Raw genomic sequence first — 25689 nt, 5'->3', positions numbered from 1 at the left:
GCCCATGCGCATCCTTCACACCTCCGACTGGCACCTGGGCCAGCACTTCATGGGCAAGAGCCGGCAGGCTGAGCACCAGGCCTTGATCGACTGGCTGCTGCAGCAGGTCCAGGTCCACGCGGTTGACGCCGTGCTGGTGGCCGGTGACCTGTTCGACACTGGCACGCCGCCCAGCTACGCCCGCGAGCTTTACAGCCAATGGGTGGTGCGCATGCACCAGGTCGGCGTCCCCTTGCTGTTGCTGGGGGGCAACCACGACTCGGTAGCCATGCTGGCTGAAAACCAGGCGCTGTTGGCCTGTTTGGGCGCCACCGTGGTGCCGGCGGTGCGCGGTGAAGCCGCCGACGCCCTGGTTGAGCTGCCCCAGCGTCATGTGGCGCCACGCCACGCTTCGGCCGACCCCACGCCGGACCTCTTTGAGACCTTGGACGCGGCCCCCGTGCCCGGCTGCATCGTCTGCGCCATCCCCTTCATCCGGGCCCGTGACCTGCTGCAAAGCCAGGCCGGCCAAAGTGCGGAGGACAAACAGGCCGGTCTGCAGCAGGCCATTCAGGCCCATTACGAATCGGTCCATCAGGCGGCCTTGCTGCGTCAGGCCGAGTGGCTGGCCCGCAGCGGCCGGCGCGTGCCCATCCTGGCCACCGGGCACCTGACCACGGTCGGCGCCAGTGCCAGCGAGTCGGTGCGAGAGATTTACGTGGGCGCGCTGGAAGCCTTCCCGACCCGGGCCTTCCCGGGCGCGGACTACATCGCGCTGGGCCACATCCACCGACCGCAGCGCGTCGGGGGCTTGGAGCACATCCGCTACAGCGGCTCGCCCCTGGCCCTGAGCTTTGACGAAGCACGCCAGACCAAGGAGGTCCTGTTGGTCGACCTGGACGAACGCGGCCTGCGCACCGTCACTCCCTTGGCGGTGCCGGTGTGGCAGCCCTTGCAAGCCCTGCGCGGCACGCTGGAGGACCTCACGCCGGCCTTGGTCGAGGCCGCGCAAGCCGGGACGCCTGAGCGCCCGGTCTGGCTGGAGGTCACGGTCGCTCAGGACGACTACCTCAGCGACTTGCCGCAGCGCCTGCAGGCCTTGACCGAGGGCCTGCCGGTGGAAGTGCTGCGCATCCGCCGCGAACGCGGCGCCGCCACGGCCCGGCTGCAAGCCCAGGCCCGTGAAACCCTGGACGAACTGAGCCCCAGTGAGGTTTTTGCGCGCCGCTTGCAGCAAGAGGAACTGAGCCCCGAATGGCAGCAGGCGCTGAGCCAGCGCTACCAGCAGGTGCTGAGCCAGTTGCAGGAGGGCGCAGCATGAGGATCCTGAGCCTGCGCCTGAAAAACCTCAACTCGCTCAAGGGCGAGTGGCGGATCGACTTCACCCAGCCCCCGTTCCGCGACAACGGCTTGTTCGCCATCACCGGCCCCACGGGGGCCGGCAAGTCGACCTTGCTCGACGCCATCTGCCTGGCGCTGTACCACGAGACGCCGCGCCTCAAGACCATTTCAGCCTCGGCCAACGACATCATGACCCGGCACACGGCGGACTGCCTGGCCGAGGTGGAGTTTGAGGTGCAAGGTCAGGTCTACCGCGCCTTTTGGAGCCAGCGCCGCGCCCGCGACAAAGTGGACGGCGCCTTGCAGGCTGCCAAGGTTGAGCTGGCCAAGGGGGATGGCAGCATCCTGAGCAACCAAAGTCAGGACAAGCTCAAGCAGATCGAAGCCATCACCGGCCTGGACTTTGCGCGCTTCACCAAGTCCATGCTGCTGGCCCAGGGTGGCTTTGCGGCTTTTCTGAATGCCAGCGCCAACGAGCGCGCCGAGCTGCTCGAAGAGCTGACTGGCACCGACATTTACGGCCAGATTTCTGAGGCCGTGTTCACCCAGGCGCGCCAGGCCAAGGAGCAGCTCGAGCAGATGCGCGCCCGCGCCGAGGGCATGGAGCTGCTCAGCCCCGAGCAACAAAGCGCCATGCAGCAGGACATGGAGCGCCTGGCCGCCCAACTGGCCCAGCTGCAGACCGAGTCACAACAAACCGAGCAGGCCCGGCATTGGCGCATGGGCCTGGACCGCAGCCAAGCCCAAGCGCAGGCCGCCCAGGCCCGGCGTGATCAGGCCCTGCAGGCCCTGCAAGCGCTGGCGCCCCTGCGGGAACGCCTGGCCCAAGACCAGCCCGCCCAAGCCCTTCAGCCCTTGTACCGGGAGCTTCAGCAACTGCGGCAGCAGCAGGTCCAAGGCCTTGCCGCGGTGCAAGCCACCCAGGCGGAACACCAGACACGCCACGCACAGCAGCTGGCACACCACGACCGCGCGCTGGGCCTGGCCCAGTTGAACGCACAGCAGGCCCAGCAGGCGCTGGCCCAATCGCAAGGGGCGCTGCAGACGCTGGCGGACTGGCGCCATCAGCACGCCGCGCAGGCCCAGTGGGGCGAGCAACTGCTGGCTTGGCGTGGGCAACTGGCGCAGCGTCAGGAGCTCCAGGCCACCGTGGCCCAGCGCGGGCAACAGCGCGACCAGGCCCAACAGACCTGGCAACAGCACCAGCAAAGCCTGCTCAAGTTGAATGAACAACTGACCCAGTTGGAGCGGCAGCATGTGCAGGCCCAGACCCGCCAGCAAGCGCTGCTCACCGAGCACGAACAGCGACTGGCGGGCGATACCCTGGCCCAATGGCGCCAGCGGGCCCAGGCCGGGCAAGAGCGGCTGCGCCACTGGCAAGGCCTGAGCACCCTGGCCCAGGGCCTGCGCGCGCTGCAAACGCGCCAGGAGAGCCTGGCCCAGCAAGGGGCCCAGGGCCAGGCAGAGCTGCTGCCGCTGCAGCAGGCGCTGGAGGCTTTGCGCCAACAGTACGCCCAGACCAAGTCCCGCGTCACCGACAAGCAAAAGCTGCTGGAACAAGAGCGCCGCATTCACAGCCTGGAGGCGCATCGGCAGCAGCTGCAGCCCGGTCAGGCCTGCCCCTTGTGCGGTGCCCTGGACCACCCGGCCGTGGCCGCCTACCAAGCGTTGGATGTGAGCAGCACCGAGGCCGAGTTGCAGGTCCTGCAGACCGCCCTGGAGCAATGCCAGCAACAAGGCCAGAGTGCCGGCGCCGCCCTGGCCGCCCAGCAGGCCCGGGTGGCGCAGTGGCAAGTCCAGCGAGAGCAAACCGGCCAAGAGCTTGCGCAGGCCCTGGTGGATTGGCCCGCAAGCGATGACTTGAAGGCCCTGGCCGACGCCCTGACCGCCGAGCCTCCTCACTGGACCGACCCGACTCCCTGGCCCAGCGTGTTGGCTGAGGCCGAGCGGCTGGCGCAGCAAGACCTGACCGGCCTGCACGCGCTGGAGCAGGGCGAGCAGGCTGCCCATGCAGCCCGCGATCAGGCCCTGGCGGCTCAGCGTGCCTGGCAGCCATTGCACAGCCAGGCGGAACTGGCCCGCCAGGCCGAGCAGCACCAGCAGCTCCGATGCGACGAACTCCAGCAAGCCTGGCAGCAAGCCGCTGCCCAGGCCGAGGCGCACGATGTCCGCCTGCGCGAGGCGCTCCAGGCCCAAGGTCTGGATTGGCCTGAGGACGCCTCCGCTTGGCTGGCCCAGCGTGAGCAGGAGTGGCAGGACTGGCAGGCTGCCGAGCAGCGCCGCCAGGCCCTGGCGCAGGACCTGATCCGCCAGCAACAGGCCTGCGAGGCCGCCCAGGCCCTGCTGGTTTTTTGGCAGGCGCGCTGGCAAGCACTTCACCCGCATCGGGCTTCTGCAGACACGCCCGCCCCAGGGCAGGGCCCGACGGCGTTCAGCCCCGCCGAGCAAGCCGACCCCGCTGGGGCCCTGTCGGCCTGCACCACGCAGTTGGCCGAGTTGGCCCAGGACCTGGCCCGCTTGCAGGGCCAAATAGCCCAGCTGGAACAGCACCTGGCCCAAACCCAGGCCCGTGTGCAGCAGCTTGATCACGATTGGCAAACGGCCCTGCGGGACAGCCCCTGGGCGGATGAGGGCACTTACGAAGCTGCCTTGCTGACCGAGACGCAGCGCAGCACCTGGCAGGCCGAACTGGCGCAGGCCGAGCGTGTGGCCCATGAGGCCGAAGCCCTGTGGGCGGCGGCCCAGGCCGAGCTTGCGCAGCTTCAAGCCCAAGCCCCGGGGCAGAGCCCCAGCGCACTGGGCCTGGCCGAGTTGGACGCGCTGGCCGCCCAGCAAAGCGCCCAGCGACAGACCTGGACCGAAGCCTGGGGCGCTCACAAAGCCTTGCTGGAGCAGGATGCGCAGCGCCGGCACAGCCAGCAGGCCTTGATGGCGCAACTGGCAGCGCAGAGCGCGGATGTGGACGTTTGGCAGCGCCTGGACGACCTGGTTGGCTCAGCGCGAGGGGACAAGTTCCGCCGGTTCGCCCAAGGCCTGACTTTGGACCACCTGCTGCACCTGGCCAACCGGCACCTGGAGCGCCTGCATGGGCGCTACCTGCTGCGGCGCAAGGGCTCGGGCGAATTGGAGCTGGACATCGTCGACACCTGGCAGGGCGAAGTCGCGCGCGACACCCGCACGCTGTCGGGGGGGGAGAGCTTCCTGGTCAGCCTGGCCTTGGCCCTGGCCTTGTCCGATCTGGTCAGCCACAAGACCTCGATCGACTCGCTGTTCCTTGACGAGGGCTTTGGAACCCTCGATGGCGACACCCTGGACATCGCCCTGAACGCGCTGGACAGCTTGAATGCCAGCGGCAAGATGATTGGCGTCATCAGCCACGTGGAGGGCCTGAAGGAGCGCATCCCGGCACAGATTCGGGTTGAGAAGGTCAGTGGCATTGGCCACTCCCGGTTGCGCATCTGAGCGCGGGCTGGGCCGGGCAGGGCGCCCGGCCCGCGTGGTGGGCTTCAGCGCGCCACGAAGCCCCGGCGCGACATCGGCAGCCAGCCCAGGGCAAAGCCCAGTGCAGCCAACGCGCCCACGTAATAGGCTGGGGCCAGCACGTCTTTTTGCAGCCAGGTGGTCAGGATGATGGGGGTCAGGCCGCCAAAAATCGCGTACGCCATGTTGTAGGCAAAGGACAAGCCGGTGAAGCGCACCGGCGCCGGGAAGGCCCGCACCCCCACGATGGGCACGATGGCGATGATGCCCACAAACAAGCCCGTCAGGCCGTAATGCCAGACCAGGCTGCTGGGTGTGCCCGGCAGGCTGGTGTAGAAAAGAGCGCTGCTCAGCAACAGGCCGGCAAAGCCCACCAGCATGACGGGGCGCGTGCCAAAGCGGTCGTTGGCCCAGCCCACGAGCACGCAGCCCAGGGTCAGCATCAGGGTGGCCACGGCATTGGCTTCCAGGGCCAGGGTGGCCGGCAGGTGGTGCACCTTTTGCAGGTAGTTGGGCGTGATCAGCACGACCACCACGATCGCGGCCGACAGCACCCAGGTCAGCAGGCCCACCAGCACGCAGGCGGCGCGGTGCTCGCGCAGCACGGTTTTGACGGGCAGCTCGGCGGCCACATGGCGGCGTTCGGCCAGTTCCTGGAAGACGGGGGTTTCGTGGAGAAAGCGGCGCAGGTAGACCGACACCATGCCGAACACACCGCCCAGGATGAAAGGCAGGCGCCAGGCAAAGCCACTCACCTCTTCCGGGCTGTATTGGTGGTTCAACCCAATGGCTACCAGCGAGCCCAGCAAGATGCCACCGGTGATGCCCGCGGTCAGCGTGCCCACGGCCAGGCCGTAGTGCTTGGCCGGGACATGTTCGGCCACAAACACCCAGGCCCCGGGCATCTCGCCGCCAATCGCAGCGCCTTGCAGCACACGCATGGCCAGCAGCAGCAAGGGCGCGGCCACGCCAATGCTGGCGTAGGTGGGCAACAGGCCGATCACCAGGGTCGGCATGGCCATCAGGAAGATGCTCAGCGAGAACATGCGCTTGCGGCCCAGCTTGTCGCCAAAGTGGGCAATGATGATGCCGCCCACCGGGCGGGCCAGGTAGCCGGCGGCAAAAATGCCAAAGGTCTGCAGCTGTCGCAGCCAGTCTGGCATGTCCACCGGGAAGAACAGACCGCCGATGACAGCGGCAAAAAAGACGTAGATGACGAAGTCGTAAAACTCCAGCGTGCCGCCCAAGGCAGACAGGGCCAGCGTTTGGTAGTCGGAACGGGTGAGCGGACGGCTGGGCGCCGCCGCCAGCGTCGGGTTGAGTGCGGTCATGGAGAAGGCTAGGGTGTCGGAACAAACAAGGTGCGACAGCCGCCCGCAGGTCTTGCGGGGGCGCCTGGTCTGTTCAACAGCACCGGGGTGGGGTGCATGGGCGGGTCAGCGTCGGCGATGGCGACACGACCCGGGAGCAGAGGGCGGGCACAGGGGAGGGTGAGAGTATAGGGTTTTCCCTAGTCTCTGACCGAGTGGCGGGTGTGACTACCTTCTGCGCGCTGACGCTTGACTTCGAGCGCCGCCCTCAGCGCGCGGCCGCTTGAGCCCCCAAGGCATTGAGGTGGGCCTGTATGGCCGACACGCCCGCTGTCGCTAACTGGTTGCGCAGTTGCCCGGTGAAGCTGGTGGAGGCGCTTACCAATCGCCTCACGTACAGCGAATAGCCCACGTTGCTGCCAGCGGGCCACCAATTGCCATCCCCTTCGTTGACGCTGTTCTTGAACACATAGGTTTTTTCCAAGGCGTTTTGAGCGTTCAACTTGACGCACAAAACGCTGCCCGCGTAAGCGCCTGAGATTTGGTTTTCGCAGCCATAGCGGCCGTCGGCACTGGCCACCAGGCCGTTGCCGTTGGTGCCGGAGGATTGGGTGACCTGCAGCAGAGGGACCTCCGCCACCCAGCCCTCGGGGGTGTAGGTGGTCAGCACCCAGGCGCCTTTGAGGTTCTCTGCTGTCGCTGCGTAACCAAAGTTCAGGCGTGAAATGGCTTTCTCCATCTCGCCCGGGAAGGTCACAAAGCCGCTCAAAGCATCGGTGAAGCGCAGTGACACACGCCCCACCGATCCCACGGTGACCGCTTGGCGCGGGCCGCTGGCAAAGGACGGGCCCCCCTCGTGGCGCATCATCTCGGTGCTGATCTGGTTGTCCGCCAACGCGCCCACAGCGGTGAAGAAAGAGGGGCGTCCATCGTCGTCGTAGGCATAGACCTGCATGGCAAAGATGTCGTTTTGCACGTCGATGCCCATGCCCCGCCCGGGTTTGCCGTTTTCTTCCGCCGTCACGATCCAAACCCCGGCTTGGGGCATGAAGGCCTGTGCGCTGCTCAGCAGCAGCACGCTCAAACAAAAAAGGATGGGTTGGCGCATGGTCGGTCTCTTCTGTTTGAAAACAGGGCACCGCAGGGGATGCGATGCGGGTGATGCCTGGGCTGGAGGCGTTGCAGGCGCGTCGGGCTCAGCCCCAGCCACGGCGGTGAGGCTTGGGCCCTTGCTATCGCGACCCCTTGGCGATCCTATAAGCCGTTCGGCAGAAAGCCAACTCTGTTCGATAAGTGGCATATGGATACCGATGTATTCATATGTATCATTAACACCCGTCTCCGGTGGACCCACCGGATTCAACCCCCAGCCTACCTTCTCTCTTCCAAACCATGTTCAGCCCCCCTGTGGCTTTGTTTCATCGCTGGGCGGATCGCGCTGCAGTGCTGCCTTGGCCAGTGGGCATCTTGTTCACCTTGCTGTCAGCGGCGGCGCTTCATTTGGCCACCGGGGTTCCGGTCGAAAACCTCTGGCTTGGCAGCGAATGGCTGGCCCGTCATGCGGAAGGCTGGGGCGCATGGTTCATGCAGGCCTTGCCCTTGTTGGGCTTGCTGCTGGCCGCACTGTCTTTTTGGGGGCGGCAGCGGCGACAACGGCAATTGGCCGCCTTGGTGCGTGACCCCAACACCGAGGCGCTGGTGCGCTTGCGCCCTCGTGAGGTGGAGGTGCTGTTGATTCGCCTCTATGCGCTGCAAGGCTACGAGCACAGTTCCGGGCTGGACGAGGGCAGCCAATGGGTCATGTGGTCGGAGGGCGAGAAATACATCTTCCACGCCCAGCAATGGCGGTCCTTGAAGGTCGGTGTGGAGGTCTTGCGTGAGCTTCAATTCCTCATGGATGGCATCGGGGCCGAAGGGGGGCTGGCCTTCACCACTGGCGCCTTCACCCCGGCCGCCAAGGCCTATGCCAGCAGCCGCGCCATCACCTTGCTCGACGGCGCCGCCTTGCAGCAGCTGCTGCGGGACTACGAGGCCGAACGCCTGGGGCCCCCACGGAACGTGCCGCCGCCCAGCCAGGACATCAGGCGTTTGCCGCCCACCCAGAACCTGCCAGGGGTGCGCCGGCTGAGCCTGCCGCCGCGCCCCACCTGCCCGCAATGCAGCCGTCCCATGCTGCGTCGCCATGAGCTGCAGGGGCCGCGCAGTGGCGAAGCCTACTGGGGTTGTGCCGGTTTTCCGGTCTGTTCCGGCCGCCGTCCGATGGCCTGAGGCCTTGAGCAGGACTCTGCCAGCCCGCATCCGGGCTCTGCAACTTTACAAACAGGCGACCAAACCGCCGTGAGGCGGTCAAATGCTGCTGCCAAACTCCCAGCAGCCTTTTTTGTTGGGAATTCATGTCCATAGAAGCCAAGCGCTGGGTGCGCCCCGTCCTGGGGGTGGCCTTGCTGGGTGCCGTGATCTTCGGTGCTCAAAAACTCTTTTTCGCCCCTCCGGCGGCGCCTGCTTACATCACCGCCCCCGTGCGCCGGGCCGACATCGAAGACACGGTGTTGGCCAATGGCACGCTCAAGGCCTATCGCCAGGTCAGTGTTGGCGCCCAGGTGTCAGGCCAGGTGCGATCGCTCAAGGTCAAGCTGGGCGACACCGTGAGCAAGGGCCAGTTGGTGGCCGAGATCGACTCGCTGACGCAGCAAAACACCTTGCGCAATGCCGAGGCGGCGCAGGCCAGCGTGGTGGCCCAGCTGCGCTCGGCAGAAGCCACCTTGAACCAAGCCGAACTGGCGCTGAAGCGGCAGCAGCAGATGCGGGCTTCAGAGGCCAGCTCCCAAGCCGACCTGGAGGCCGCCCTGGCCAGCTACAAAACCAGCCTGGCCAGTGTCGAGGCCCTGCGGGCTCAACTCGAACAGGCCAAGGTGGTGGTGGACACGGCCCGCGTCAACCTGGGCTACACCCGCATCGCCTCGCCCATCGACGGCCAAGTGGTGGCGGTCGTGACCGAGGAGGGCACCACCGTCAATGCCAACCAAGCCACGCCCACCATCATCATCGTCGCCAAGGTGGACACCATGACGGTCAAAGCCTCCATCTCTGAGGCCGATGTGACCAGCGTGAAGCCAGGCCAGCGCGTGTATTTCACCATCCTGGGTGAACCCGAGCGGCGCTACGAAACCACCTTGCGCACCATCGAGCCGGCCACCGACAGCATCACCACCAGCAGCAGCACCAGTTCCAGCAGCTCGTCCAGCACCAGCTCCACCACCAGCGCGACAGCCATCTATTACAACGGCTTGTTCGACGTGCCCAACCCCGACAACAAGCTGCGCATCTCGATGACGGCCATGGTCAGCATCGTGCGCGGCCAGGCCAAGGGCGCATTGACCGTGCCGGTGGGCGCGCTCAGTGCACGCCAGCCGGATGGCCGTTACCTGGTCAAGGTGCTGGGCGCCGACGGTCAGGTGCAGCCCCGCCCCATCCGCGTGGGCATCAACAACAACATCACGGCCGAGGTGCTTGAAGGCCTGAACGAGGGCGACAAGGTGGTCTTGGGCCAGGCCTCGGCCAATGCGCCTGGCCCGGCGCAGGGTGGTGGCATGCGCCCGCCACCAGGGATGTGAGATGGGGCCAGAAGCGATGAACGTGGCCTCCGAGCCCCTGCACAGCACGGCAAAGCCTGACGACAAGGACCTGCGGCCCTTGCTGTCCTTGCAGGGCGTCTGGCGTGAGTTCACGGTGGGCGAGGGCACCCTGGCGGTGCTCAAGGACATCCAGCTCGACGTGGCCGCTGGCGAGATGATCGCCATCGTCGGCCAATCCGGCTCGGGCAAGTCGACGCTGATGAACCTGATCGGCTGCCTGGACCAGCCCAGCCGGGGTCATTACCGCATTGCCGGTCGCGAGGTGGGCAGCCTGCAGGCGGACGAGTTGGCGGCGCTGCGGCGCGAGCACTTTGGCTTCATCTTCCAGCGCTACCACCTGCTGGGCGATTTGTCGGCGGCCGCCAATGTCGAGGTGCCCGCGATTTATGCCGGCCATGGGCGTTCCCAGCGCAAGGCCCGGGCTTTGGCCCTGCTGGAGCGCTTGGGCCTGGCGGGTCGCACCGACCATGTGCCCGGCAAGCTCTCAGGCGGCCAGCAGCAGCGGGTGTCGATTGCGCGGGCCCTCATGAACGGCGGCAGCGTGATCCTGGCCGACGAGCCCACCGGGGCCCTGGACACCCAGTCTGGCGCCGAGGTGATGAAGATCCTCGGCGAGCTCAACGCACAGGGCCACACCATCATCCTGGTCACCCATGACCTGAAAGTGGCGCGCCATGCACGCCGCATTGTCGAACTGCGCGATGGTGTGGTGGTGTCTGACCGCGTGAACACGCCAGACCCAACGGGCGAAGCACTACAAGACACCCGACGGGCCTCACTGGCTTCAGCCCTTGCGGATGACCGGGCCTGGTCTGCGGCGCCCCGTCCCCGCCCCACAGGGCGTTGGGCGGCCTGGGGCCAGTGGGCAGACCGCTTCAGCGAGGCCTTTCAGATGGCCTTGCTGGCCATGAACGCACATCGGCTGCGCACCTTGCTGACCATGCTGGGCATCATCATCGGCATCGCCTCGGTGGTGTCCGTGGTGGCCTTGGGTGAGGGCTCGCGGCAAAAGGTGCTGGCCAACATCAGCGCCATCGGCACCAACACCATCGACGTGTACTCGGGCACCAGCTTTGGCGACCCGCGCTCGGCCCGCATTCAGACCCTGCGCCCTGAAGACGCCGACGCCTTGAGCGAGCAAAGCTATGTCGACAGCGTGACGCCCAATGTGCAAAGCGCGCTGACCGCGCGCTTCGGCAATGTGGATGCCTCGGTGCAAGTCAGTGGTGTGGGCGAGCAGTACTTCCGCGTCAAAGGCCTGGCCCTGGCCCAGGGCACGGCCTTTGGATCAGCGGCGGTGCAGGGCATTGCCCAGGTCGCGGTGATCGACGAGAACGCGCGCAAAAAACTCTTCCCCAACACCGACCCGGTGGGCCAGGTGCTGCTGCTGGGCAGCATGCCCGTGGCGGTGGTGGGCGTCACCGCCAAGCGTGACAGCTTCGGCCCCAATGCCGAAAGCCTCAATGTGTATGTGCCCTACACCACGGCCATGCGCCGCTTGATGGGTCAGGGCTACCTGCGCAGCATCACCGTGCGGGTGGACGACGGCACGCCCATGGCGGCCGCCGAGCAGGGTATCAACCAGTTGATGGAACGGCGCCACGGCCGGGTCGATTTTTATGTGCTCAACACGGACAGCATCCGCCAGACCATTGAGAACACCACCCGCACCTTGACCCTGCTGGTGTCCTCGATTGCGGTGATTTCGTTGATCGTGGGCGGCATCGGCGTGATGAACATCATGCTGGTCAGTGTCACCGAGCGCACCGGGGAGATTGGGGTTCGCATGGCGGTGGGGGCTCGGCAAAGCGACATCCAGCAGCAGTTTCTGATCGAAGCCGTGCTGGTTTGCCTGATTGGCGGGGTGCTGGGCATCTTGGCCGCCTTGAGCTTTGGCGCCTTGTTCACCCATTTCAGCAGCAACTTCACGATCGCGTTTTCGCCCACGGCCATGGCCGCCGCCTTTGTCTGTTCCACCCTGATTGGCGTGGTGTTTGGCTTCCTGCCGGCGCGCGCCGCCGCCCGACTCAACCCGATTGAAGCCTTGGCCCGTGATTGAGGCCTGTGCCCACCCCACCGCCAGAGCAATGCATTTCCATGACTGATCACCCCCGTTCTTTGACCCCGACCCGCACCGAGTTGCGCTGGCGGCCCCGTGCGTTGATTTGGGCGCTGGCCTGGAGCCTCAGCGCCTGCAGCAGCCTGCCCAGTGTGGCGCCCGCTCCCAGCACGGCTTTGCCCACGCAATGGGGGCAGGGCGGGGCGCTGCTTGCGCCCGATGCGGCCCTGGCCCCAAGTGCCTCGGGCCAGCCCCTGGAGCCCTGGTGGACGGCGTTTGGCGACCCCCAGCTCAACGCCCTGGTCAACACCGCCCTGGCACGCAACACCGACTTGGCGGTGGCCGCCTTGAAGCTGCGGCGCGCCCAATTGCAGTCCCAACTCGCGCAGCGCAACCAGGTGCCCGGCGTGAGTGCTGGACTCAGCAGCCAGAACCAGCGCGCCTTGGACAGCGGCGGCAGCACCTCCTCTGGCAGCACCCGCAGCAGCAGCGCCAACCTCACCGTCAGCTACGAGGTCGATTTGTGGGGCCGCTTGGCCCGGCTCAGCGAGGTGGCCGACTGGGAGGCCCAGGCCACCGAGCAAGACCGACAAAACACCGCCCTGAGCCTGACGGGCACGGTGGTGCGCCAGTACTGGCAGATCGCCTACCTCAACCAGCGCATCCGCAGCGCCATGCAAAGCGTGGCCTATGCCGAACGCACCCGCGACCTGATTGGCGCGCAGTACCGCGCCGGCGCGGTGTCGGCCCTGGAAACCAGCGAAGCCGAGCGCAGTGTGCTGAGCCAGCGCGCCACCTTGACCGATCTGGAGCAACAGCGCCTGGAAGCCCGCACCACCTTGGCCCTGTTGTTTGATGCGGCCCCTGGTGACGCCACCCTGGCCCAGCTGCTGCCGCAGGAGCCGGCCCAATTGCCGACTCAGGCCATGCCCGCCGTGGCCCCGGATCTGCCCGTGCAGGTGTTGGCCCGGCGGCCCGATTTGCGCGCGGCCGAAATGCGGCTGCGCGAGAGCCTGGCCAGCGCCCAGGCCACCGCGGCCAGCTACTACCCCCCACTCACCCTCACGGGCGCTTTGGGGGGCAGCAGCGCCGCGCTGGGCAGCGTGCTGGCCAACCCCTATGCCTTGTTGGGGGCGGGCCTGAGCTTGCCGTTTTTGCAGTTCAACACTCAAAAGCTCAACAACGCGATCGCGCGCACAAATTACGAAAGCGCGGCGGTGAGCTTTCGGCAGACCCTGTACACCGCCTTGGGCGACGTCGAAAACACCTTGAGCGCGCGCCAAAGCCTGGCCCGCCAGGGCGAAGCCTTGGCAGGCGCCTTGCTGGCCAGCCAGCGCAGCGAGCAGCTGTACGAAGTGCGCTACCGCCAGGGCGCCGTGGCGCTGAGCCTGTGGCTGGACGCCCAAGAAACCCGACGAGCCGCCGAAGTGGCTTGGGCGCAGAACCAGTTGCTGCAGCTGCGCAACCAGGTCAGCCTGTCACTGGCCCTGGGCGGGGGCGCGACTTGAAGGGGCGATGTCGTCCTGGTCGGCCCTGAGCGCTCTGCCAGCAGGGCAAAATACAGCGACGCTCATCACCTCTGCCCATGTTCAATTTGCCTTTGATCCTTCAGCACCGCCCAGACAAACGCCTTGCGAGCGCAGGACATCGATCCTCCGGGCGGGGGCGCTGAGGTGCGCGCCGGTCTTGGCTTGATCGCCTTGCTGCTGGCCCTGGGCCTGGTCGGGCTGCTGGTGAAGAAGCAGCTGACGGCGGCTGTTCCCGCCACGCCGGCCCTGCAAGCGGCCCCCGCCGCAGGCGCTGCAGGGGCGGCGAACCCAGGCTTGGCGCCGCAGCAGCAGGTGCAACAGTTCCGCCAGGCCTTGGAGTCGGCGGTGCAAACACCCCGGCCCACGGGCGAAGACCCATGAGTGATCCCCGGATGTCCCCCTCAGACCAGCCTGCCAGCGGTGGAATCCTCCCCGAGGCCGGTGCCATGGAAGCGTGTGACCACGCCTTCATGCAAGAAGCCTTGGCCCTGGCGCGCGACGCCGCACACGCCGGCGAGGTACCGGTCGGGGCAGTGCTGGTCAAGGACGGGCAGGTCATTGGCCGAGGCCGCAACCAGCCGATTGCATCGCACGACCCCACCGCCCACGCAGAAGTGCAGGCCTTGCGGGAGGGCGCTGCTGCACTGGGCAATTACCGCTTGGAAGGCTGCACCCTGTACGTGACCCTGGAGCCCTGCGCCATGTGCAGCGGCGCCTTGTTGAATGCCCGGGTGGCCCGGGTGGTGTACGGCGCCCGCGAAGCCAAGACCGGGGCGGCCGGCTCGGTGCTCAACCTGTTTGACCAGCCCCAACTGAACCACCAGACCCAGGTCCATGGCGGCGTGGCCGAGGCCGAATGCGGGGCGCTGTTGCAGGACTTCTTCCGCCAGCGGCGCGCCGACCAGCGCGAACGCGCCCGTGCCGCCCACCCGCTGCGCGACGACGCCGTGCGCCCTGCCGACGCCTTGTTTGCCCAGCTGCCCGGCTACCCCTGGGCCCCGCACTACGTGAGCGACCTGCCCGCCCTGGCAGGCCTGCGCCTGCACTACCTGGATGAGGGGCCGCGCGATGCGCCCATCACCTGGTTGTGCTTGCATGGCAACCCGGCCTGGAGCTACCTATACCGCAAGATGCTGCCAGTCTGGCTGGCGGCGGGCCACCGTGTGGTGGCCCCTGACTTGCCGGGTTTTGGCCGCAGTGACAAGCCCAAAAAGCCGTCGGCCCACGCCTTTGCCTGGCACCGCCAGGTGTTGCTGGAGTTGATCGAGCGGCTGGACTTGCAGCGCGTCGTGCTGGTGGTCCAGGACTGGGGCGGCATCCTGGGCCTGACCTTGCCGATGGCTGCCACGGCGCGCTACCAAGGCCTGCTGGTCATGAACACCTTGTTGGCCACCGGGGAGGTGCCTTTGTCCAAGGGCTTCATCGCCTGGCGCGACTGGTGCCGGCGCCAACCCCTGTACGACGTGGGGCGCCTGCTCGGTCGGGGCAACCCCCAACTCAGCGCGGGCGAATGTGCGGCCTACCAGGCCCCCTTTCCGGACCGGGGCCACCGCGCGGCTTTGCAGGCCTTCCCGCCGCTGGTGCCCGACGGGCCTGAGGCCGAGGGCGCGGAGGTCTCGCGGCAGGCCCAGGCCTTTTGGCGTGATCGCTGGCAGGGCCGCAGCCTGATGGTGGTGGGCGCGGCCGACCCCGTCCTGGGTCTGCCGGTGATGCAGGCGCTGCGTGAACAGATCCGCGGCTGCCCCGAGCCTTGGGTGCTGCCCGAGGCGGGCCACTTCGTGCAGGAGCACGGCGAACCCATTGCCCGCCGGGCTGTGGAATACTTCGGGGATTGAGCCGCCAGCCGGCCCGGGTCTGCTGGCAGACCGAGGGCCCCACGCCAGCTGATTTTTTGTCCATTTTTTGGAGCCGCCGGGCGCAAGGCCTGGCGGGTCAACACCTTGTCCGACCAGCACGACCACGACCACGCCCAGTGCGGCCACCACCACGGCCCCAAGCACATCTACATCTTTTCGCCCTCCAGCGCGGTGCGCGACAAGGCCGCGTTCAAGCGTGGCATCGCGCGCCTCAAAGCCTTGGGCCACCAGGTCGAGGTCGACAGCGCCGCCTTGGCGGGCCACATGCGCTTTGCCGGGGACGACGAGACCCGTTTGGCCGCGATCGCGCGGGCAGCCGCCAGCGGCGCGGACATCGCCCTGATTTCGCGAGGGGGCTATGGCCTGACCCGCTTGCTGCCCCGTTTGCCCTACAAGGCCCTGGCCAAGGCGGTTGAAAAAGGGACCGAGTTTGTCGGCCTGAGCGACTTCACGGCGTTTCAAAACGCTTTGCTCGCCAAGACCGGCGCCATCACGTGGTCCGGCCCGGCGCTGGGGGCCGACCTGGGCACCGAAGAGGAGCCCGATGACATCATGCTGGCCTGCCTGGATGATTTGTTCACCGGCCACGGCGAAGGGGCTGGCTGGGAGCTGCCGCGTCCGCGCAAAGGCAGCGCTGCGGCAGCCTTGCCCGGCGTCGCCCCGTTTGACCTGAAGAAGGCCCAGCTCTGGGGGGGCAATTTGGCGGTGCTGGCCTCCCTGGTGGGCACGCCCTACCTGCCCAACCCCAAGGGCGGCGTGCTCTTTTTGGAGGATGTCAACGAGCACCCCTACCGCATCGAGCGCTTGCTGACCCAGCTGCTGCACGCGGGCGTGCTGGACCGGCAAAAAGCCATTCTGCTGGGTCAGTTCACCGATTACCGCCTGACCCCACACGACAAGGGCTTCAAGTTCGACACCGTGGTGCAGTGGCTGCGCACGCAGACCAAGGTGCCCGTGTTGACCGGCCTGCCATTTGGCCATGTGGCGACCAAGGTGTTGTTGCCCGTCGGGGCGTCGGTGTCGCTGTCGGTGGATGAGCGCGATGCCCTGCTGTTCTGGGGCCACCTGCGCTGAGTGGACTGCCAGGCCTCTAGGCGGGGCCTGGGGGGGTCAATGACGGGCTTCGCGCCCGTTTTTTTGTCCCTGCGTCATGGCGCGGGGCAGCAGACCGTCAAACAAAGGGGTCAGCTGGCTGAGCTGGCGGCGTGCCAGGACTTCGCCTTGCTGGGCCGCCAGGACATGGAGCAAATCACCCCGCAGGTACCACAGGCTGTCGGGGTCGGCCGAGAAGCGGATGCGTTGTTGCACCTGGGCGGCGAGGTTGTCCGTGGGTTGACCCAGGCAGCTCAGCATGGCTTGGCGCAAAGCCTCCAGGCGGGCTTCACGCTTGGGCTGGGAGGCCGCGGAGCTGCCTGGACGCAAGGCCTGAAAACCACTTCGAACTGCGGATCGGAACCAATTCATTGAGAAGCACCAAGAGTGTGCGCGGGTTAAAAGAAAGACATTAATGTGGAATTCCGCACACTGCAATGGGCATAAGCCGCAACAGTGCGTAAAAAAGACATTGAATCATTGACATGTGAAGGATTCATGACCTAAGTCTGATAGGTCTGATAAATCGATTGATGACTTCCCCCCCTCGCTGGTGGGCCATTGCATAGGCGACAACCGATCCCCCACAGGGCACGGTATCGTCAGCCCCTCTTTGATGGAGCCCACGGTGTCCGATTCCACCCATTTTTACGAGCCCCGCCTGGGGCACGGTTTGCCCCATGACCCCTTCAACGCCATCGTGGGGCCGCGCCCCATCGGCTGGATCTCCAGCCGCTCGGCCCAGGGGCAGCTGAACTTAGCGCCTTACAGCTTCTTCAATGCCCTCAACTACGTGCCGCCCATCGTGGGTTTTTCGAGCATTGGGTACAAGGACACGGTGCGCAACATCGAGCAGACAGGTGAATTCGCCTGGAACCTGGTCACCCAGCCCCTGGTCGAGGCCATGAATCAAAGCTGCGCCGCGGTGCCGCCGGAGGTGAGCGAGTTCGATTTGGCCGGCCTGACGCCTGCGCCGTCGCGCCTGATCCAGGTGCCCCGGGTAGCGGAGAGCCCGGTCAGCTTCGAGTGCAAACTGACCCAGCTGATCCCCTTGCAAACCGCGGCGGGTGAGACCGTGCCAAGCTGGCTGGTGTTGGGCGAGGTAGTGGCCGTGCACATCGATCAACGCCTGCTCAAGGACGGCATTTTTGACACCGCCGGGGCCGGCATCGTGCTGCGTGCCGGCGGGCCGGGCGACTACTTCCGCATCGGCCCCGAGCAGCTGTTCAAGCTTTACCGTCCGCGCTGAGCCCGCCGCAGGGGGCCGGCACCACCCGGACGCCGTTCGCAGCCCAGGCACAATGCGCGCATGGGTTCCAACGCCACCACCTTGTTTCCAGTCCTCGAAGACGAGGTCGAGTTCAGCGCCATCCGTGCCCAGGGGGCGGGCGGCCAGAACGTCAACAAGGTGTCAAGCGCGGTGCACCTGCGTTATGCCATTCCCAGCTCGTCTTTGCCCGAGGACATCAAGGCCCGCCTGCTGGCCCTGAACGACCAGCGCATCAGCAGCGAAGGCGTGGTGGTCATCAAGGCCCAGACCAGTCGCAGCCAAGATTTCAATCGGCAAGACGCCTTACGACGCCTTCAGGCCTTGGTAGACAGCGTGTCGCGCCTGCCCAAAGTGCGCAAGGCGACGCGGCCCACGCGGGGCTCGCAGCTGCGGCGACTGGATGGCAAGTCCTCCCGTGCGCAGGTCAAACAACAGCGCGCCCGGGTTGGCCACGCCGATTGAGCCTCGATGCTTCACCGGCGACGAAGGACTTGTCAGGGCGCTCAGGCCAGGGCGGTGCAGGGTGGACAATGGTGGTTTGATTCAGTCCCCGAGTGAGTGCGTTTGTCTCCCATGATCCCCATCCAAACTGAATCCGCTTGGCGCGGCACTTCGGATTGCCGCGGCTGCGGCATCCGTGACATGGCTTTGTTTGCCGAGCTGGATGAGCGTGACTTTTCTCTGATCCACGCCCCGATTGACGACCTGCTGTACCAGCCAGGGCAGGTGCTCTACCGCGAAGGGCAGGCAGCTCAGGGTCTGTTCACCTTGCGCCGAGGCATGCTCAAGCTGGTGCGGGCCACACCCGATGGGCGCGAGCGCATCGTGCGCCTCGTGCAGCCCGGCGATGTGGCGGGGCTGGAAGCATTGGCCTCCCCTCGTTTTGACAGCGAGGCGGTTGCGCTCAGCGAAGTGGCTGTGTGCCGCATTCCGCTGGAGGTGCTGCACAGCCTGGCGGCCCAGTCGCCCCGCCTGCATGGCCGATTGATGGCGAAATGGCAGGGGGCTCTCAAGGCGGCGGACGATTGGCTGGCCGAGCTCAACTTTGGCAGTGCGCGGCAGCGGGTCGCCCACCTGGTCGCCAAGATGGCCCAATCCCAGGACGGTGCCGAGCTGCAGCTGTTTCGGCGCGAGGACATGGGCGCCATGCTGGACCTGAAGCTCGAAACCGTGAGCCGCGAGGTCAGCGCCCTGGTGCGCGATGGCGTGCTGGCCTCCCTCGATCGGCAAGGTCGCGCTTACCGCCTGCTGGACGCCGCGCGGCTTCAAGCGGTGTGCCAGGGGGGCTGAAGCTCTGCGGCCTGCCGGTGCTGGGTTTCTGCAGCGCTCACGGGATCAGATCCGCGACCTCCGCCTCGGTCTCTGGCGGCTTGACGATCAGCACGGGCACGGGTGAGGCCTGCAAGAGCTCATGCGAGACCGATCCCTCCAGCACGGTACGCAGCAGGCTCTTGCCGTGGCCAGCCATGATCACCAGGGTGCAGCGCTTGAGCTCAATCAAATCAAGCAAAGCCACGACCGGCTCGCCGGTGACCACCTCGCAGTGGTGGGGCACGCCGGCCGCGTGCAGCAAGGCCTGGGCCTTCTCCAGCGCGTGCTGGCCAGCGGCATGGGCAATCTCGTCAATGACCTGGGGGTCGGGGGCCTGCACCAACTCATACAAGCTGGCGGGCGACTGCACATTGGCCAGCAGCAGATGCGCTTGCAAACCTTCGTGGGCGAGGCGGATGGCAAAGTGCACCGCTTCGAGTGACAGCTCGGAGCCGTCCAGGGGCAGGAGGATGTGCATGGAAGTCCTTTCGAAGGTCCACAGGGCAAGGGCGCCCTGGGGTTTCAATATACGCCTGCACCCACCCCAGCCCCAAGCAAAGAAGACCGCCAGCGGCGGTCTTCTTGATCCATCTCAGGGCACCAAGCCGGAGCCGGCCTGGTGCCCTGGCGATGCGGCTTAGAACTCGACTTTCTGGCCCGGCTCGACCACCAGCATCTGGGCGCCTCCTTGGCCCAGGGCCTCTTTGAATTCGGCTGGCGTGCCGCGCAGCACCGGGGTGGTGCCGTAGTGGATGGGCAAGGCGTAGCGGGGCTTGATCATGTCGCGCACGGCCATGGCGGCGTCGGCCGGGTTCATGACGAAGTGGCCGCCAATGGGGATCAGCACCAGGTCGGGCTTGTACATGCGGCCAATCAAGGCCATGTCACCAAACACGGCGGTATCGCCCATGTGCCAGATCTTGAAGCCGTTTTCCATCTCCAGGATGAAGCCGACCGGTTCTCCGCCGACATGGGTTTCATCCTTGTTGGTGGCGGGGTTCTTCCAGACCACCTCGGACGAGTGCTCGGCATGCACCGCCGTGATCTTCACGCCCCCGGCGCCAAAGGGACTGATGGTGCCGCCCTTGCCGAACCGCGGGGCCAGCTCGACGGGCAGGATCCCCAGCGAGGTGATGCTTTGGTTCATGCCAGCGGGGCCATACATGGGCGCCTTGTGCATTTGGGCCAGCGCGGGGGCGTCGGCGAAGTGGTCGAAGTGGCCGTGTGTGACCAGGATCAGGTCGATCTTGCCCAGGGCTTCGAGCTTCTTGAAGTCGGCCGGGGTCTTGGGGTTGGAGGTCAGCCAGGGGTCGATCATGATGACCTTGCCGCCCGGCGTGGTGACGCGTGCCGCCGCTTGCCCCAGCCACAGCACCTCGGTCTTGCCCGTGCCTTGGGCAGCTGCGAGGCCTGCAGCGCCTAACAGGGCAGCCCCCAGGAGCAGGCGGCGGGTCAGGGTGCGGGTGGAGGCTAGGCAATCAAGCAGTCGCATGGTGGTGTCTCTGGGTGGGTTGTTGACCGCCCATTGAAACGGGCCATCCTCCGGTCGTCAATCGGGGCCCGCCATGCCCCTACACTTCGCCCATGAAATCAAGCCCGCGTTTGCAAGCGATTGATGCCCTGCGGGGCCTGGCCCTGTGGTGGATGACGGCCTACCACTTCGCGTATGACCTCAATCACCTGGGCTGGATCCGGCAGAACTTTCTTCAGGATCCGTTCTGGACCGTGCAGCGCACACTGATCGTGAGCCTGTTTCTGCTGTGCGCCGGCCTGGGGCAGTCGGTGGCGGTGGCGCAGGGCCAGACCTGGCGCCGGTTCGGGCGTCGCTGGGTGCAGGTGGCGGGGTGTGCGTGCCTGGTCAGCCTGGGGTCCTGGTGGATGTTTCCCAACAGCTTCATTTACTTCGGGGTGCTGCACGGCTTGGCGGTGATGTTGATCGTGGCACGCCTCATCGCCGGCCGGGGTGCCTGGCTGTGGCCCTTGGGGGCCCTGGCGCTGGCCGCAGGCTGGGGCGCCGAAGCGCTGCACCAGACCTGGCCCGCGCTGGCCTGGCTGGACGCCAAGCCCTTCAATGTGCTCGGGCTGATCGCGCACAAGCCCGTCACCGAGGACTATGTGCCCGTGCTGCCCTGGCTGGCTGTGATGTTGTGGGGCCTGGCGGTGGGGCAGTGGCTGCTGCGTCGCCAACCCCGCCTGATGGCCTGGCAAGGCGGGGGGCTGACGCAGGTCTTGGCCTGGTGTGGCCGGCACAGCCTGAGTTGGTACATGCTGCATCAGCCAGTGATGCTGGGCGCCTTGATGGCCTGGCGTGCCTGCCAGACCTGAAGCCCTGGGCTGGAGAGCCCCTGCGGCCCCGTGAGCGGGCATGAAAAAAGCGGCCCGAGGGCCGCTTTTCACGAGGCAAGAACCGATTACTCGACCTTGGCCTTGGCGCGCAGGTCTTCCTGGAACTTGGACAGCTTTTGCTGTTGCAGTTGCTGGGCGATTTGCGGCTTCACTTCGTCGAACTTGGGCAGTTGGGCTTGGCGCACATCGTCCAGGCGGATGACGTGCCAACCGAACTGGCTTTGCACCGGTGCGTCGGTGGTTTGGCCCTTGTTGAGCTTGAGCAGGGCTTCGGTGAATTCCTTCACGTAGTTGCCTGGGTTGGCCCAATCCAGATCACCCCCCTTGGCGCCCGAACCGGGGTCCTTGGATTGCTTCTTGGCGATGTCTTCGAACTTCGCACCCTTCTTCAGGCGGGCGATGATGTCCTTGGCGTCGCTTTCCTTCTCGACCAGGATGTGGCGAGCCTTGTATTCCTTGCCGCCGTTGGCCGCCACGAACTTGTCGTACTCCGCCTTGACTTCTTCGTCGGTGACGGGGTTCTTCTTTTGGTATTCGGAGAACAGTTCACGGATCAGGATGGTCTGACGGGCCAGTTCGAGTTGGGTCTTGTACTCGTCGCTGGTGTCCAGGCTCCACTTCTGGGCTTCTTGCATGAAGATCTCGCGAGCGATCACTTCTTCCTTGATTTGGCCTTCGAGTTCAGGCGTCACTGGGCGGCCCGAGCGGGTCACTTGCAGAGCCAGCGCGTCAGCGCGGGATTTCGGAACAGCCTTGCCGTTCACGATGGCGATGTTTTGAGCCGATGCGGGCAGGGCCAGCGTGACGGCGATAACAGCAGCAGCAACGCTGCCCAGACACAGTTTCTTCATCCTTGTTCCTCAGAAAATCCGGAGATGGTGGGTTGTCTCAACCCGATGGAATGACAAGCCTTGCGGGCGTTCAAAGCACTTCAATGGCGATGGCGTGCAAGCCCTGGTCCATGAAATCTCGCAGCGCATCATACACAAGGCGATGCTGTGCCACGCGTGAACAGCCCGTAAATGCGGGACTGGCAATGCGCACCCGGAAATGGGTGCCAAAACCGCTGCCGTTGGCGCCGACATGGCCGGCATGGGCCGCGCTTTCGTCGAGCACCTCCAAGGCGGTGGTTTGCAGCACGGCTTGCAGCCGGGCATGGAGGGCCGGGGCCGTGACGCCCAGACCCACTTGAGGGGCTTGCTGGGTCATTCGGGGGCCTTGGCTTGATCGTCGCCCTTCATGTAGCGCGACAGGAAAAGGGCTTGGCCGATGACAAAGACAAACATCAGACCCATGCCGCCGAACAACTTGAAGTTGACCCAGGTGTCGGTGTCGAAGTTGTAGGCCACCCACAGGTTGAGGCAGCCCATGGCGGCAAAAAACGCCACCCAGCTCCAGTTGGCCAGGCGCCAGGCCTCGTCGGGCATTTGCATTTGCGCGCCCATCAAGGTCTTGAGCAGGTTCTTGCGGAACAGCAACTGCCCCAGCAGCAGGGCCGAGCCCATCAGCCAGTACAGCACGGTGGGCTTCCATTTGATGAACGTGTCGTTGTGCGAGATCAGCGTGGCGCCGCCAAACAGCACGATCACGCCCAGGCTGATCCACTGCATGGGTTCCACCTTACCGGTCTTGAAGCGCAGGTAGGCGATCTGGGCGATGGTGGCAACGATGGCGATGCCTGTGGCCACATAGATACCGGCGTACTTGAAGGCGGCAAAGAACAGGATGATCGGGAAAAAATCGAGGAGCAGCTTCATTCTTGAGCTTCAAAGTTGAGCGAGGCCGAGTTCATGCAATAGCGCAGACCCGTGGGGGCTGGGCCGTCTTCAAAGACATGGCCCAGGTGAGCCCCGCATTGTGCACAAACCGTTTCGGTGCGGACCATGCCGTGGCTGCGGTCCACGATCTCTTCGATCGCGCCGGCTTCAGCGGCCTGGTAGAAGCTGGGCCAGCCGCAGCCGGCGTCGAACTTGGTCGCCGAATCAAACAGCTTGTGGCCGCAGCAGATGCAGTGGTAGCTGCCATCGGCCCAATGGGCTTCGTACTTGCCGGTGAAGGGGCGCTCCGTGGCTGCTCGGCGGGTGATCTGGAAGGCGCCAGGTTCAGCGCCTTTCGCGGCCAGTTCGGCTTGCCATTCGGCATCGGTCTTGTGGATTTTCATGATGAACAGCTGATTTCGATGGAAGAAGCCCAGTCGGGCGGGAAGTCGGCATAGGCCTCAAAGCCGGGATGCTCCTCAAATGGGCGCTCCAGCAGTTTCAGCAAGGTCTGCACCTCCGAAAAGTCCTGATTCTGGGCCTTGCGAATGGCCTGCTCGCCCAAATGGTTGCGCAAAACGAACTTGGGGTTGCTGCGCAGCATCAGCGCGGCGTCCGGGGCCTGGGCGCGGGCCAGGTAGCGTTGGCGCCAGTCGTCAAAGGCGGCTCGGTCCAGGATCAGGTCACGCACCGGCTCAAAGTCGCCGCTGGCCACGGCGTGGCTCAAACGGCGCCAGAAGATGGTGTAGTCCACCCGGTGGCGGGCCAGCATTTGCAGCAGGGTCTCGATCAGTTCGGTGTCGCCTTGCGCGCCTTGGTGCCAACCCAGCTTGGCGCGCAGGCAGGCCTCGAAGGCGGCGGGATACACCGTTTTGTAAGATTCCAGCGCGGCCACGGCGGTGTCTTCTTCGCCAATCAAGGGCAGCAGGGCTTGGGCGAGGCAGAACAGGTTCCAGTAGGCGATGTTGGGCTGTTTGTTGTGGGCGTAGCGGCCCTGGGTGTCGCTGTGGTTGCAGACATGGCCCGGGTCAAAGCCGTCCAGAAATTGAAACGGCCCGTAGTCCAGGGTCAGGCCCAGGATGCTCATGTTGTCGGTGTTCATCACGCCATGGCAAAAGCCCACTGCCTGCCACTGGGCCAGCAGATGGGCTGTGCGTTCGCTCACCGCTTCCAGCAGGGCGGCGTAGGGCTGCCCCGGCCAGCGCGGGTGCGTGCGGCACGCGGGGAAATGCTGGTCCATGACCTGATCAGCCAATTGGCGCAACGACACCAGGTCGTTGCGGGCCGCAAAGTGCTCGAAATGGCCGAAGCGGATGAAACTGGGCGCACTGCGTGCCACGACCGCCGCGGTCTCGATGGTTTCACGGCGCACCGGCGCGGGAGAGCCGATCACGCTCAAAGCCCGAGAGGTCGGAATGCCCAGGCCATGCATGGCCTCGCTGCATAAAAACTCACGGATGCTGGAACGCAACACGGCCCGGCCGTCACCACCGCGCGAGTAAGGGGTGCGGCCGCTGCCCTTGAGTTGCAGCTCATGGCCGGCGGGGGTCTCGCCCAACAAAATGGCGCGGCCATCACCCAGTTGCCCGGCCCACACGCCGAACTGGTGCCCGCTGTAGACGCTGGCCAGAGGCTTCATGCCCGGGAGCAAGGCGTTGCCGATGAGGACTTGCAAGGCCTCTTCCGATGCCAGCCAGTCCGGGTCCAGGCCCAGGCTGCGCGCCACGGCGGGGCTGTGCGCCACCCAATGGGCTTGGGGCAGTGGCGTGGGTTGGAGGTGGGTGAAGAAGGCCGGGCCCAAGTCAGCCAGGCGGCTGGGCCAGGCCGTGGGCGTGGCCGCTTCGGCGCTGGCAGGGGGTGTCACGGTGTCGGTCATGGTCGGATTGTCCTGCAGCGCCAATGGCCTGTGCGGGTCAGGGGCTTGGGGCCGCGGCGCACCCGGCACGCACGCGGCGGCCTTCACCCGGGGGGCTGCACTTTGTCCGTGCCGATGCCGGGTTCGGCGTTCAGCTCACCGGCCATGAATCGGCTCAGTGCCTCGTCGCTGCGAATCAAGACCCGGCCATGGTCCAGGGCCACGATGTCCAGCTGGGCCAGTTGGCGCAGGATGCGGTTGACGGTCTGGCGTGACAGGCCCACCAGCTTGCCCAACTCGTCCTGGGTGATGTAGAGCTGCCGCGTGCTGCGCCAGAACTGGCGACTCAGGTACAGCGCCACGCGCTGCTCGGGCGAGCGCATCCGGCCGGTTTCAATCAGGGTCATGGCCTGGCCCAGGCGCATGTTGAGGTGTTGCACCAAGAACTGGTTGAAGGGCAGGTGCCGGGCCTGCAAACGCTGAAAGGACGCCTGGGGCAAGCACAGCAACCAGGTGTCGCGCAAGGCCACCACGTTGTAGCGTCGGGCTTCGTTTTTGAGGGCGGAGCCCTCACCAAACCACTCGCCGTCGGGCATGCCGATGAAGGCCGAGCGGCGGTTGCCCTCGGCTTCGCTTTCCAGCAGCACCAGACCGGACAACACGGCGTACCAACCGTCCGCTCGCTGCCCCTGTGCCAGCAGCACCTCGCCTTTGCGGGCCGTGAAGGTGCTGATTTCCGCCTGCAGCTGCGCCTGCTCGTCCAGCGCCAGGCTGGCGAACCAGGGTTGGGCGGCCAGAAACTGCCGCGCCATCGCTTCGATCCCGTTCAACATGGGCCCGATTGTGAGGGCAAGTCAATGCAGCGCTCC

Annotated in this window: 24 protein-coding genes; 13 read left to right on the top strand and 11 right to left on the bottom strand. The window is 66.0% G+C overall.

The window, feature by feature from the left end; all coding sequences use genetic code 11:
* Positions 1-4 precede the first annotated feature (4 nt).
* Both sbcD and PSQ39_RS11480 read left to right on the top strand, forming a co-directional pair.
* Positions 5-1300 carry an exonuclease subunit SbcD gene (sbcD, locus tag PSQ39_RS11485; RefSeq protein ID WP_273926903.1) on the top strand — a complete coding sequence of 432 codons (1296 nt, stop codon included), beginning with the start codon at positions 5-7 and terminating at the stop codon, positions 1298-1300.
* A complete protein-coding gene (locus PSQ39_RS11480) occupies positions 1297-4782 on the top strand; it encodes an AAA family ATPase (protein WP_273926902.1) in 3486 nt (1161 codons plus the stop codon). Before sbcD ends, PSQ39_RS11480 begins: the two co-directional genes overlap by 4 nt.
* A gap of 44 nt (positions 4783-4826) precedes the next feature.
* Here the strand turns inward: PSQ39_RS11480 and PSQ39_RS11475 are convergent, their stop codons facing one another.
* Both PSQ39_RS11475 and PSQ39_RS11470 read right to left on the bottom strand, forming a co-directional pair.
* Complete coding sequence (locus PSQ39_RS11475; RefSeq protein WP_273926901.1) at positions 4827-6131, bottom strand: MFS transporter; 1305 nt, start codon at positions 6129-6131, stop codon at positions 4827-4829.
* 247 nt (positions 6132-6378) lie between these two features.
* Complete coding sequence (locus PSQ39_RS11470) at positions 6379-7218, bottom strand: hypothetical protein (protein WP_273926900.1); 840 nt, start codon at positions 7216-7218, stop codon at positions 6379-6381.
* 284 nt (positions 7219-7502) lie between these two features.
* On the opposite strand from PSQ39_RS11470, the gene PSQ39_RS11465 reads away from it, so the two are divergent.
* From PSQ39_RS11465 to PSQ39_RS11435, 7 genes are all read left to right on the top strand, one after another.
* Positions 7503-8378, top strand: a complete 876-nt coding sequence (locus tag PSQ39_RS11465) for a restriction endonuclease (protein ID WP_273926899.1) — start codon at positions 7503-7505, stop codon at positions 8376-8378.
* A 125-nt stretch (positions 8379-8503) separates the two neighbouring features.
* Positions 8504-9724 carry an efflux RND transporter periplasmic adaptor subunit gene (locus PSQ39_RS11460; RefSeq protein WP_273926898.1) on the top strand — a complete coding sequence of 407 codons (1221 nt, stop codon included), beginning with the start codon at positions 8504-8506 and terminating at the stop codon, positions 9722-9724.
* Between the two features lie 16 nt (positions 9725-9740).
* Positions 9741-11804: a MacB family efflux pump subunit gene (locus PSQ39_RS11455; protein WP_273926897.1), complete on the top strand. Its 2064-nt coding sequence runs from the start codon at positions 9741-9743 to the stop codon at positions 11802-11804.
* A 38-nt stretch (positions 11805-11842) separates the two neighbouring features.
* Positions 11843-13312 (top strand): efflux transporter outer membrane subunit, encoded by a 1470-nt coding sequence (locus PSQ39_RS11450; RefSeq protein WP_273926896.1) that lies wholly within the window; start codon positions 11843-11845, stop codon positions 13310-13312.
* Positions 13313-13435: 123 nt separating this feature from the next.
* Positions 13436-13714, top strand: coding sequence for a hypothetical protein (locus tag PSQ39_RS11445; protein ID WP_273926895.1), 279 nt, complete (start codon positions 13436-13438; stop codon positions 13712-13714).
* Between the two features lie 65 nt (positions 13715-13779).
* A complete protein-coding gene (tadA, locus tag PSQ39_RS11440) occupies positions 13780-15168 on the top strand; it encodes a tRNA adenosine(34) deaminase TadA (protein WP_273926956.1) in 1389 nt (462 codons plus the stop codon).
* 105 nt (positions 15169-15273) lie between these two features.
* The gene (locus tag PSQ39_RS11435; protein WP_273926894.1) at positions 15274-16263 is read left to right on the top strand and encodes an LD-carboxypeptidase; all 990 of its coding nucleotides are present in this window, start codon (positions 15274-15276) and stop codon (positions 16261-16263) included.
* 36 nt (positions 16264-16299) lie between these two features.
* On the opposite strand, the gene PSQ39_RS11430 is transcribed toward PSQ39_RS11435, so the two are convergent.
* A complete protein-coding gene (locus PSQ39_RS11430; protein ID WP_273926893.1) occupies positions 16300-16653 on the bottom strand; it encodes a hypothetical protein in 354 nt (117 codons plus the stop codon).
* 244 nt (positions 16654-16897) lie between these two features.
* On the opposite strand from PSQ39_RS11430, the gene PSQ39_RS11425 reads away from it, so the two are divergent.
* The 3 genes from PSQ39_RS11425 (at position 16898) to PSQ39_RS11415 (ending at position 18841) form a co-directional block, all read left to right on the top strand.
* A complete protein-coding gene (locus PSQ39_RS11425) occupies positions 16898-17530 on the top strand; it encodes a flavin reductase family protein (protein ID WP_409242020.1) in 633 nt (210 codons plus the stop codon).
* 60 nt (positions 17531-17590) lie between these two features.
* Positions 17591-18013 carry an alternative ribosome rescue aminoacyl-tRNA hydrolase ArfB gene (gene arfB / locus PSQ39_RS11420; protein ID WP_273926891.1) on the top strand — a complete coding sequence of 141 codons (423 nt, stop codon included), beginning with the start codon at positions 17591-17593 and terminating at the stop codon, positions 18011-18013.
* Between the two features lie 111 nt (positions 18014-18124).
* A complete protein-coding gene (locus tag PSQ39_RS11415) occupies positions 18125-18841 on the top strand; it encodes a Crp/Fnr family transcriptional regulator (protein ID WP_273926890.1) in 717 nt (238 codons plus the stop codon).
* Between the two features lie 37 nt (positions 18842-18878).
* Here PSQ39_RS11415 and PSQ39_RS11410 read toward each other — a convergent pair whose 3' ends face one another.
* On the bottom strand, positions 18879-19340 hold the full coding sequence (locus PSQ39_RS11410; protein WP_273926888.1) for a universal stress protein: 462 nt from the start codon (positions 19338-19340) through the stop codon (positions 18879-18881).
* Positions 19341-19499: 159 nt separating this feature from the next.
* On the bottom strand, positions 19500-20354 hold the full coding sequence (locus PSQ39_RS11405) for a metal-dependent hydrolase (protein ID WP_273926887.1): 855 nt from the start codon (positions 20352-20354) through the stop codon (positions 19500-19502).
* Positions 20355-20446: 92 nt separating this feature from the next.
* Between PSQ39_RS11405 and PSQ39_RS11400 the strand changes: the two genes are divergently transcribed.
* The gene (locus tag PSQ39_RS11400; RefSeq protein WP_273926886.1) at positions 20447-21187 is read left to right on the top strand and encodes a heparan-alpha-glucosaminide N-acetyltransferase; all 741 of its coding nucleotides are present in this window, start codon (positions 20447-20449) and stop codon (positions 21185-21187) included.
* Between the two features lie 86 nt (positions 21188-21273).
* Here the strand turns inward: PSQ39_RS11400 and PSQ39_RS11395 are convergent, their stop codons facing one another.
* The 6 genes from PSQ39_RS11395 to PSQ39_RS11370 all read right to left on the bottom strand — a co-directional run bounded on the left by PSQ39_RS11395 (position 21274) and on the right by PSQ39_RS11370 (position 25653).
* On the bottom strand, positions 21274-22059 hold the full coding sequence (locus PSQ39_RS11395) for a foldase protein PrsA (RefSeq protein ID WP_273926885.1): 786 nt from the start codon (positions 22057-22059) through the stop codon (positions 21274-21276).
* A gap of 70 nt (positions 22060-22129) precedes the next feature.
* Positions 22130-22417, bottom strand: a complete 288-nt coding sequence (locus PSQ39_RS11390) for a BolA family protein (protein WP_273926884.1) — start codon at positions 22415-22417, stop codon at positions 22130-22132.
* On the bottom strand, positions 22414-22965 hold the full coding sequence (locus PSQ39_RS11385; protein WP_273926883.1) for a septation protein A: 552 nt from the start codon (positions 22963-22965) through the stop codon (positions 22414-22416). Before PSQ39_RS11385 ends, PSQ39_RS11390 begins: the two co-directional genes overlap by 4 nt.
* On the bottom strand, positions 22962-23369 hold the full coding sequence (gene msrB / locus PSQ39_RS11380) for a peptide-methionine (R)-S-oxide reductase MsrB (protein ID WP_273926882.1): 408 nt from the start codon (positions 23367-23369) through the stop codon (positions 22962-22964). The genes PSQ39_RS11385 and msrB overlap by 4 nt, the downstream gene beginning before the upstream one ends.
* Positions 23366-24841: a protein adenylyltransferase SelO gene (locus tag PSQ39_RS11375; RefSeq protein ID WP_273926881.1), complete on the bottom strand. Its 1476-nt coding sequence runs from the start codon at positions 24839-24841 to the stop codon at positions 23366-23368. Before PSQ39_RS11375 ends, msrB begins: the two co-directional genes overlap by 4 nt.
* 83 nt (positions 24842-24924) lie before the next feature.
* A complete protein-coding gene (locus PSQ39_RS11370) occupies positions 24925-25653 on the bottom strand; it encodes a Crp/Fnr family transcriptional regulator (RefSeq protein WP_273926880.1) in 729 nt (242 codons plus the stop codon).
* Positions 25654-25689: the final 36 nt, after the last annotated feature.

Origin of the sequence: Curvibacter microcysteis (genome assembly GCF_028649455.1) — a bacterium.
GTDB classification, from domain to species: domain Bacteria; phylum Pseudomonadota; class Gammaproteobacteria; order Burkholderiales; family Burkholderiaceae_C; genus Curvibacter; species Curvibacter microcysteis.
This window is presented reverse-complemented; position numbering and strand designations above follow the sequence as displayed.

Coding starts and splice junctions, on each gene's coding strand:
- PSQ39_RS11430 (WP_273926893.1), bottom strand. CDS start 16,653: ATGAATTGGTTCCGATCCGCAGTTCGAAGTGGTTTTCAGGCCTTGCGT.
- tadA (WP_273926956.1), top strand. CDS start 13,780: ATGGAAGCGTGTGACCACGCCTTCATGCAAGAAGCCTTGGCCCTGGCG.
- PSQ39_RS11415 (WP_273926890.1), top strand. CDS start 18,125: ATGATCCCCATCCAAACTGAATCCGCTTGGCGCGGCACTTCGGATTGC.
- sbcD (WP_273926903.1), top strand. CDS start 5: ATGCGCATCCTTCACACCTCCGACTGGCACCTGGGCCAGCACTTCATG.
- PSQ39_RS11475 (WP_273926901.1), bottom strand. CDS start 6,131: ATGACCGCACTCAACCCGACGCTGGCGGCGGCGCCCAGCCGTCCGCTC.
- PSQ39_RS11395 (WP_273926885.1), bottom strand. CDS start 22,059: ATGAAGAAACTGTGTCTGGGCAGCGTTGCTGCTGCTGTTATCGCCGTC.
- PSQ39_RS11405 (WP_273926887.1), bottom strand. CDS start 20,354: ATGCGACTGCTTGATTGCCTAGCCTCCACCCGCACCCTGACCCGCCGC.
- PSQ39_RS11450 (WP_273926896.1), top strand. CDS start 11,843: ATGACTGATCACCCCCGTTCTTTGACCCCGACCCGCACCGAGTTGCGC.
- PSQ39_RS11390 (WP_273926884.1), bottom strand. CDS start 22,417: ATGACCCAGCAAGCCCCTCAAGTGGGTCTGGGCGTCACGGCCCCGGCC.
- PSQ39_RS11465 (WP_273926899.1), top strand. CDS start 7,503: ATGTTCAGCCCCCCTGTGGCTTTGTTTCATCGCTGGGCGGATCGCGCT.
- PSQ39_RS11425 (WP_409242020.1), top strand. CDS start 16,898: ATGGAGCCCACGGTGTCCGATTCCACCCATTTTTACGAGCCCCGCCTG.
- PSQ39_RS11400 (WP_273926886.1), top strand. CDS start 20,447: ATGAAATCAAGCCCGCGTTTGCAAGCGATTGATGCCCTGCGGGGCCTG.
- PSQ39_RS11480 (WP_273926902.1), top strand. CDS start 1,297: ATGAGGATCCTGAGCCTGCGCCTGAAAAACCTCAACTCGCTCAAGGGC.
- PSQ39_RS11470 (WP_273926900.1), bottom strand. CDS start 7,218: ATGCGCCAACCCATCCTTTTTTGTTTGAGCGTGCTGCTGCTGAGCAGC.
- arfB (WP_273926891.1), top strand. CDS start 17,591: ATGGGTTCCAACGCCACCACCTTGTTTCCAGTCCTCGAAGACGAGGTC.
- PSQ39_RS11460 (WP_273926898.1), top strand. CDS start 8,504: ATGTCCATAGAAGCCAAGCGCTGGGTGCGCCCCGTCCTGGGGGTGGCC.
- PSQ39_RS11410 (WP_273926888.1), bottom strand. CDS start 19,340: ATGCACATCCTCCTGCCCCTGGACGGCTCCGAGCTGTCACTCGAAGCG.
- PSQ39_RS11370 (WP_273926880.1), bottom strand. CDS start 25,653: ATGTTGAACGGGATCGAAGCGATGGCGCGGCAGTTTCTGGCCGCCCAA.
- PSQ39_RS11385 (WP_273926883.1), bottom strand. CDS start 22,965: ATGAAGCTGCTCCTCGATTTTTTCCCGATCATCCTGTTCTTTGCCGCC.
- msrB (WP_273926882.1), bottom strand. CDS start 23,369: ATGAAAATCCACAAGACCGATGCCGAATGGCAAGCCGAACTGGCCGCG.
- PSQ39_RS11375 (WP_273926881.1), bottom strand. CDS start 24,841: ATGACCGACACCGTGACACCCCCTGCCAGCGCCGAAGCGGCCACGCCC.
- PSQ39_RS11455 (WP_273926897.1), top strand. CDS start 9,741: ATGAACGTGGCCTCCGAGCCCCTGCACAGCACGGCAAAGCCTGACGAC.